General features: G+C 47.4%; 6 protein-coding genes. All 6 read left to right on the plus strand.

Going from position 1 to position 8,368, the window contains the following annotated elements; translation table 11 throughout:
* Positions 1 to 44: 44 nt before the first annotated feature.
* The 6 genes from rutD to MHM87_RS16235 all read left to right on the plus strand — a co-directional run bounded on the left by rutD (position 45) and on the right by MHM87_RS16235 (position 8,229).
* Complete coding sequence (rutD, locus tag MHM87_RS16210) at positions 45 to 893, plus strand: pyrimidine utilization protein D (RefSeq protein ID WP_239260213.1); 849 nt, start codon at positions 45 to 47, stop codon at positions 891 to 893.
* 175 nt (positions 894 to 1,068) lie between these two features.
* Entirely contained in the window at positions 1,069 to 1,689 is a 621-nt protein-coding gene (locus MHM87_RS16215; protein WP_239260215.1) for a malonic semialdehyde reductase, read from the plus strand.
* Between the two features lie 22 nt (positions 1,690 to 1,711).
* Positions 1,712 to 2,242, plus strand: coding sequence for a flavin reductase (locus MHM87_RS16220; RefSeq protein ID WP_239260217.1), 531 nt, complete (start codon positions 1,712 to 1,714; stop codon positions 2,240 to 2,242).
* A gap of 19 nt (positions 2,243 to 2,261) precedes the next feature.
* Positions 2,262 to 3,752 carry a CoA-acylating methylmalonate-semialdehyde dehydrogenase gene (locus tag MHM87_RS16225; RefSeq protein ID WP_156078858.1) on the plus strand — a complete coding sequence of 497 codons (1,491 nt, stop codon included), beginning with the start codon at positions 2,262 to 2,264 and terminating at the stop codon, positions 3,750 to 3,752.
* A 311-nt stretch (positions 3,753 to 4,063) separates the two neighbouring features.
* On the plus strand, positions 4,064 to 6,382 hold the full coding sequence (locus MHM87_RS16230) for a TonB-dependent receptor (protein WP_239260219.1): 2,319 nt from the start codon (positions 4,064 to 4,066) through the stop codon (positions 6,380 to 6,382).
* Positions 6,383 to 6,726: 344 nt separating this feature from the next.
* Positions 6,727 to 8,229, plus strand: a complete 1,503-nt coding sequence (locus tag MHM87_RS16235; RefSeq protein WP_239260220.1) for an NCS1 family nucleobase:cation symporter-1 — start codon at positions 6,727 to 6,729, stop codon at positions 8,227 to 8,229.
* Positions 8,230 to 8,368 lie beyond the last annotated feature (139 nt).

An 8,368-nucleotide genomic window follows, 5' to 3' on the forward strand; every position in this document is an offset into this window, starting at 1 on the left:
ACTTCCCGCGAACTGCGCCCACTGGTTTTATATAGGTGAGCTTTATGCATTCTGAAGTGCAGGCAAGCTACGCCCACATAAGCGGCGAAATGAACGGCGAAATGCGTAACAAGTTACATTACGAAGTACATGGTCTGACGTCGCCCGACGCACCTACGATTGTGTTTAGTTCAGGGCTGGGCGGGGCAGCTAAATTTTGGCAGCCGCAACTAGGTGACTTTGCCCAAGACTATAGAGTGATCGCTTACGATCATTTTGGCACCAACAAAAGTGTGGGTGACTTGCCAGCGAATTACAGCATTTCACATATGGCGGATGAACTCGCTGCACTTCTTAAAAAACTTGAAGTGCAAGCGTGCCATTTCGTCGGTCACGCGCTGGGTGGTTTGGTGGGGCTTGAACTTGCTTTGTCTAAACCTAAGCTTTTACAAAGTTTAGTACTGGTAAATGCGTGGAGCAGTCCAAATCCGCACACATTGCGCTGCTTTAACATACGCAAAGCGTTATTGGCGGCAGGCAGAAAGGACATGTATTTGCAACTTCAGGCGCTGCTGCTGTTTCCGCCTGATTGGATAACCGCGAATGCCGCTCACTTGGCAGAGGAAGAGGCGCACTTACTCAACCATTTCCCTAACGAGGAAAACCTGCTCGCCCGCATTGGTGCCCTTAGTACGTTCAATATTGATAAGAGTTTGCACGCCATCACCACACCAACGTTAGCGCTAGCCAACAAAGACGACACCTTGGTGCCGTGGCAGCGTTCACAGATGTTGGCTGAAGCTATGCCCAACGCCGAATTGTCGGTCATGGAATACGGCGGGCATGCATCAAGCATTACAAACCCAATTGCGTTTAATGAACTGCTGCGCAGCTATTTAGGGCAAGTGGCCTAACGTGAACATGACACTGCATCAGGCTTTGGGGTGTTTTCAGCTAAAGAGGCGAAAACTTTCTAAGCAAGCTGCAAGTACAGCGTCAACGCTAAAGCAGCTAAAAATGGGCTAAGCGCAAAAACCGAGAACATAGTGCAGTGTTTAAAAGATTTGATAAAACTGGAATGAATTTAAAATGACTGATACACAAAATACAGAGTTTAAAACAACTAGCCCGCTTGACGAGGCTGGACTAGCCCAACTCTTTACCGATGCGCATACCCACACCAAGTGGCACGACAACCCTATTTCAGAAGCCGTGTTGAAACAGCTGTACGATTTAGTAAAAGTAGGCTCGACATCGGCGAATTGTAGCCCAGCGCGATTTGTTTTTATTACCTCAGATGAAGGGAGAGAAAAGCTCAAACCTTGCCTTTCAAGCGGTAATGTTGAGCAAACCATGACCGCACCCTGTACGGTTATAGTGGCCTACGACGAAGAGTTCTACGAAGAGCTTCCTACCTTATTCCCTTATGCAGATGCGAAAAGCTGGTTTACTTCAAGTCCAGAAGCGGCCTATGAGACCGCCATGCGCAATAGCTCTATGCAAGGGGCTTACTTAATAAGCGCCGTTCGCGCGCTAGGCCTTGACGCTGGCGCCATGTCTGGTTTCAACCCCACATTACTTAACGAAACTTTCTTTTCAGATAGCACGTGGAAGGTGAATTTCTTACTGAACATTGGCTACGGCGATAAAGAGAAAGTACATAAACGCTTACCTCGCTTAAGTTTCGAGCAAGCCTGCCACATCGTGTAACGCCAACTTAAAGGATATTTGTATGACTATTACAGCAATAAAAAACGCAGTAACAGAAGTGCTACCCCCGGTAACTCCCGAAGCTTATCGAGAAGGTATGTCGAGTTTAGCGGCAGCGGTAAACGTCGTTACAACCACTGGCCCAGAAGGACATGCAGGCTTTACGGCGACCGCCGTATGTAGCGTAAGCGATAACCCTGCAACGCTGCTGGTTTGTTTAAATCGCGGTGCGTCTGTACATCAAGTTTTTAAAAACAGCACGCATTTGGTTATCAACACCCTTACTTCACAGCATCAGTTAATTTCAAACACATTCGGTGGTAAAGCGCCCATGAACGAACGCTTTGAAATTGGTGATTGGGTTGAATCGACGACCGGCTGCCCAAGACTTGCCGATGCTGCAGTAAGCTTCGATTGCATTATTACAGACGTTAAAAGTGTGGCCACTCACGACGTTATTTTTTGCCAGGTAGTGGATATCAAGCAAGATCCAGAAGCCGACGCCCTTTTATATTATCAGCGCGGCTATCACAGCGCTTGTAAAGACGTATAACTAAAGGATTAGACAGATAATGAAAGTAGTAGGTCACTTTATAAACGGTGAAACCTGTACCCCAAAGGGGCGCATGCAAGATGTTTATAACCCAGCGACGGGCGAGGCAGAAAAACTGGTTTTACTGGCGTCAAAAGCGACGGTAAACGACGCTATCGTCAGCGCGCAAAATGCGTTTGTTGAGTGGCGCAATACGCCAGTGAGTAAGCGCGCTCGCGTTATGTTCAAATTTAAAAGCTTACTAGAAGAACATGCCGATGAAATTATTGCGTTAATTGGTGCGGAGCACGGAAAGATAAGCCACGACGCGGCAGGCGAATTACAGCGCGGTATCGAAAATGTTGAGTTTGCCTGTGGTGCACCCCAGTTGTTAAAGGGCGAGCACAGTAAAAATGTTGGGCCAAGCATAGACTCTTGGAGCGAGTTTCAGCCTCTTGGCGTGGTGGCGGGAATTACACCGTTTAACTTTCCGGCCATGGTGCCCCTTTGGATGTTTCCGCTTGCCATTGTATGCGGCAACACCTTTGTTTTAAAACCCTCTGAGCGCGATCCAAGCTGCGCTATTTTCCTAGCCAAGCTACTCAAAGAAGCAGGGCTACCCGACGGCGTTTTTAACGTTATAAATGGCGACAAAGAAGCGGTTGATCAAATACTTGATGACGAGCGCATTAAAGCAGTGAGTTTTGTGGGTTCAACGCCCATCGCCGAATACATCTATTCGAAAGCCAATGCTAATGGCAAGCGTTGCCAAGCATTAGGTGGCGCTAAAAACCACGCTATTGTGATGCCCGATGCCGACATCGACAACGCAGTGAATCAGCTTTTAGGTGCTGCTTTTGGCTCGTCAGGTGAGCGCTGCATGGCGTTATCAGTCGTGGTTGCCGTAGGTGACAAAGTGGCAGATGAAATTGTAGATAAAATGCAATCAGCAATGAAAAGCTTAAAAGTAGGAGCTTTTGACGATGCGACTAACGATTTCGGCCCACTGATTACACTTCAGCACAAAGAGAAAGTAGAAGGCTACATAACCAGTGCGGCTGAGCAAGGGGCTGATGTAGTTGTTGATGGCAGAAACCCTAGCGTAGAAGGCTACGAGACCGGGTTCTTCTTAGGTGCAACACTTATCGACAAGGTTACGCCTGAAATGGCCAGCTACAAAGCTGAGATTTTTGGCCCTGTACTACAAGTTATGCGCGTTAAAAGCATGGAGCAAGCCATGCAGCTCATTGACAGCCATGAATACGGCAATGGTACGTGTATTTTCACCCGAGATGGCGAGGCTGCCCGCTACTTCTCAGACAATATCCAAGTAGGCATGGTAGGCATAAACGTACCGCTGCCAGTGCCTGTGTCTTATCACAGCTTTGGTGGTTGGAAGCGCTCACTCTTTGGTGACCTTCACGCATACGGCCCGGATGGCGTACGCTTTTACACCAAACGCAAAACCATTACTCAACGTTGGCCTTCAAGCGGCATTCGAGAAGGAGTGAGCTTTTCATTTCCAAGTTAATGTCATGGCGTACTGACCTTGATTAACCATAAATGACCATAAGAACTTTGCCCACGCACGGTAACAATTAAGCCTTTATGGCGCAAAGTTGTTCGCAGCAGGTAAAAGAACAGAGATTTAGGCTCAGCCATGAGCCATCAATAATAACAATTTAAAACCGCAAGCCTTTGGCAGTTCCTCTCCAGTCCTGCCTTAGGTTTGCACCCCAGTGGCAATCGATATGCAGTTCACGTCGACCGTTACTCTTATAAAAATATCGGGACAACACCGCCGCAAGGCTTGTTAAAAAGAACTATAAACGAGAGTAAAACATGCAAACGTTAAACACACACAAGCGTCTGCTGGCGTTAACCGTAGCTATGGCGTTAAGTACGCCAGCGGCCTTTGCTGCAGAGAATGTTTGGGAAAGTATTGAAGTTACCGCGCAAAAGCGCAACGAGAATATAAGCGATGTAGGGATCGCTATTACTGCGTTTTCTGGTGAACAATTAGAGGCGCTTGGCCTTGAAAGCAGTACTGAGCTTATCGCGTTTACCCCTGGCGTATCGTTGGCCGGTGATATCGGTGGTCAGCGTGCTATTTTCAATATTCGAGGCGTGGTGCAAAACGATTACGCTGACTTGGCGGAAGCGCCGGTGGCCGTATACGTTGACGGTGGCTATTTAGCCAGTACCCAAGCACAAACCTTTGGTTTATTCGATGTGGCTCGCATCGAAATTCTTAAAGGCCCACAGGGAACATTATTCGGAAGAAATGCCACAGGCGGACTGGTTAATACGGTTACCGCCAAGCCCACTGCAGATACAGAAGGCTACGCGGAATTTACTGCCGCACGTTTCGAACAATACCGCTTCGAAGGGGCGATATCAGGCGAACTAGCAGACGGCATTTATGGTCGCTTTTCTGGGTTTACCAATCAACAAGGTGAGATACTAGAGAATATTTATGAAGACGGTGCTGCACCCGATACCCGTTTAGGCTCTGTGGGAGGCGGGGAAGATGGGTACAACGATGATACTAAAGCGTTTCGTGCTCAGCTGCTGTTCGATATAGGTGAGCAAGGCTCGTTACTGCTAAGCGGAAACTGGTCAGATACAACCAAAAGTGAAGGCCCTTATCAGGTGGTGAATACCACCGAGATAAAAGATGCCGACGGCAATGTGATTGACGTTATTTACGCTGCTGACGACCCACTTGGCTGCGACACTATTCAGGCAGGCGTGTGCGTAGACGGCAACTTCAATGGCGATCCTTTCCGTCCTGTGCAAGGCGGCGACTTCAACGGTAACTTCGACCCTGATGGGGCGGGCAATAAAGTAAATAAAGACTTTGCCTTTGACGATCAAAACAAGATCAAGTCAAAAGGCCTCGCGGCAACATTAGACTATGCATTTGAAAGCTTCGATTTCTTCGCCATGTCTGATTTCAAAGAGTTTAAACGTACCGTTGGCCTCGACTCCGACCAAACCGCGTCACCCGAACTTATTTTTCAATCTAACAGCACCATAGAGCAGTTCAGCCAAGAGTTTCGCTTCTCAGGTGAATCCGCAGACTTAAAGTGGGTTGGGGGGCTTTATTATCTGTCTATCGATACGGACTATAGCCAAGGCTTGGCGGGTTCACCCACCACCTTTTTCTTAGGCGGTGAAGAAAATAACACCTTGGTGTCTCTTGAAACCGAGTCTTATTCTGTATTTGGGCAAATAGACTATAGCCTGAGTGACGATCTTGTTCTGGTTGGTGGGTTGCGTTACACCCGTGAAGACAAAGACTTTATGGGTAATGTGTATCAAAACGAGAATACTAACGACCGCGTCATTGAAATTGATACCACTACGACGTCTTTAGAAACTTTGGTCGATTCTAACGATCAAAACCTGTGGTCGGCCAAGCTACAGCTGGAATACAGTGTGGGTAATAGTTTGTACTATGCAGGCATCAATCGGGGCGTAAAAGCGGGGAGTTTCAATGCCCCGCTTCAAGGAGGTTTCAGCTTATACGAACCTGAAGAACTTACTGCGTATGAAGCGGGTTTAAAGCACAGTTTTATGCAGGGAAGCGGCGTTTTTAATGCCAATGTTTTTTATTATGACTACAGCGATTACCAGTCGTTTTCGTGGGTGAATAATGCGGGGGTAGTGTCAAACGAAGAAGCCTCATTTAGTGGCGTTGAATTAGGAGTGTTCTTAACCCCGACAGACAGCTTAGATGTAATGGTTAACTTTTCATATACCGATGCAGTGGTTGAAGACTTAGAAGTGGCCTCGGGGTACTTTGCTGATACAACACCGCCATTTACCCCAGAGTATCAATCGTCTGCCATGCTTCGCTATAACTGGGATGCCTTTGACGGCAATATGGCAGCCCAACTGTCAGCCAATTATCAGTCGGAAACCTTTCACAATGCGCGGAATTTTACCGCTCATGAAATTGATAGCTATGCCACGGCTGATACTCGTTTAACCTGGGTAGACGCTGAGGACAAGTGGCTAATAGCGGCTTATGTAGATAACCTGTTTGACTCAGACCATGAACTTATTGGCTTTGACGTAACTGGTTTTTATGGAACCAGCCAGATTTCCTATGCGAAGCCTAGGACGTATGGCGTAACGGTAAGACGTAATTTCTAATTAGCGTAGTTGCGCTTTATTTAACAATATAAAGCGTATCACCTACTTCTAAAAAGAAACATGCGTCGCTAACCTAAATACCGACGTAGCAAAACGGTATTTAGGTTTTGCGTTAACAAAGCGCGCGAAGCGGCAGTATTTTTGCTTTTCTTTTTTGCCAAGGCCTTTTGACCTTTGTTGTACACCAAAGATCAGCAGGCCCCAATAAAGGTTAGCAGCGAGCCTCTAATCTAATCGTTACGCCGTTGAGAGTGCTGATGTATTTTTGACCTACCGCTTTGCCGAGCATGACGCTGTGTAAAAAGAAGCAACAAGTAATAGCAAACCCAATAAGGAAATAGATCGTGGATAACACCAACAATCAGACCATGACAAAACCTTCCCATTACGATGGCGATTTATGGAATGAAGATTTAGCGCCAACCAACGCGGAAACCAGAACCTGGGTGTGGAAAGACTATGCGGCATTATGGGTTGCGATGGTGGTTTGTGTACCTACTTACCTCTTATCTGCGGGCCTGGTATCAGAAGGCATGAATTGGTATCAAGCGGTTATCACCGTACTGTTGGGCAACATTATCGTGCTTGTACCTATGATGCTAATTGGTCATGCAGGTGCAAAATACGGCTTACCTTTTCCCGTATTATTACGTAGCGCATTTGGCACCAAAGGCGCGAAAATTCCTGCTTTGGCCCGTGGGCTTGTTGCATGTGGCTGGTTTGGAATTAACACATGGGTTGGCGGCAGTGCTATTTACGTTATTTTAAATAGCGTGAGCGGCGACGCATTTGTGGGGCAGGCACTACCATTTTTAGGTATCGATATCACACAAACTCTGTGCTTCTTCGCTTTCTGGGCGATGCACTTGGTTTTTATAAAACACGGTACCGAATCTATTCGTTGGCTTGAAACTTTTGCTGCACCATTTTTGATCTTAATGGGCTTAGCGCTTCTTGGTTGGGCATACGTTAATGCTGGTGGGTTTGGCGAAATGTTGTCAACGCCGTCTCAGTTTGTAGAAGGTGGAGCCAAAGAAGGGCAGTTTTGGACAGCCTTCTTCGCGGGCTTAACCTCTATGGTGGGCTTCTGGGCAACCATGGCGTTGAACATTCCCGATTTCACGCGTTTTGCAAAATCACAAAAAGACCAAATGTTGGGCCAAGCTATTGGCTTGCCATTACCCATGGCGCTGTTTGCCTTTATCGGTGTAGCGGTAACGTCAGCAACGGTCACCATTTATGGTGAGGCCATATGGGACCCTGTTGCGCTAGCCGGTCGAATGGGCGGCATGGGTGTGGTGTTGGCGCTTGCAGCATTAGCACTTGCAACGTTAACCACAAATCTAGCCGCTAACATGGTAGCCCCAGCTTATGGCTTTTCGAATATGGCGCCTTCGAACATAAGCTTCAAAATGGGCGGCTATATAACCGCTGGTATCGGCGTTGCTATCTTCCCTTGGAAGCTGCTTGAAACAGCGGGGGGCTATTTATTTACATGGCTTACCGGGTATTCTGCGCTGCTTGGCCCTATCGCGGGTATTCTAATTGCCGACTATTTTATCTTAAGAAAATCGACCTTAAACATAGATGCGCTATTTCAACACGCTGGCGAATATGGTGCGAACAATGGCTGGAACATGGCGGGTGTGACTGCACTTGTTATTGGTATTTTGCCTAATATTCCTGGCTTTATGCACGCGGCGGGGTTTGTAGAAAGCGTGCCAGCTATTTTCGATACGCTTTACGCCTACGCATGGTTTGTAGGGTTAATCATCGCCAGCATGGTTTATCTGCTGCTCTCCAACAGAGCACCCGTCACTATGCAGGCAAAAAGCGCCTCCCAATAATGGGGTCAGAGTCTGAGGGATCCCCACGAATTTAATTCCATGTGCCTGCGGTCCAGGCCCCGTCGACTATGGAGCTGTACCATTTGAGTGCAGTTTTCCACTGTCGCATAGTGAATCTTATTCGGCAAGCAACAGCTCT

Origin of the sequence: Alteromonas sp. Cnat3-28, from assembly GCF_022348265.1 — a bacterium.
GTDB classification, from domain to species: domain Bacteria; phylum Pseudomonadota; class Gammaproteobacteria; order Enterobacterales; family Alteromonadaceae; genus Alteromonas; species Alteromonas macleodii.

What these genes read in the sequence shown, in the direction of transcription:
- MHM87_RS16230 (WP_239260219.1), top strand. Translation starts at nt 4,064, where the DNA reads ATGCAAACGTTAAACACACACAAGCGTCTGCTGGCGTTAACCGTAGCT.
- MHM87_RS16215 (WP_239260215.1), top strand. Translation starts at nt 1,069, where the DNA reads ATGACTGATACACAAAATACAGAGTTTAAAACAACTAGCCCGCTTGAC.
- rutD (WP_239260213.1), top strand. Translation starts at nt 45, where the DNA reads ATGCATTCTGAAGTGCAGGCAAGCTACGCCCACATAAGCGGCGAAATG.
- MHM87_RS16220 (WP_239260217.1), top strand. Translation starts at nt 1,712, where the DNA reads ATGACTATTACAGCAATAAAAAACGCAGTAACAGAAGTGCTACCCCCG.
- MHM87_RS16225 (WP_156078858.1), top strand. Translation starts at nt 2,262, where the DNA reads ATGAAAGTAGTAGGTCACTTTATAAACGGTGAAACCTGTACCCCAAAG.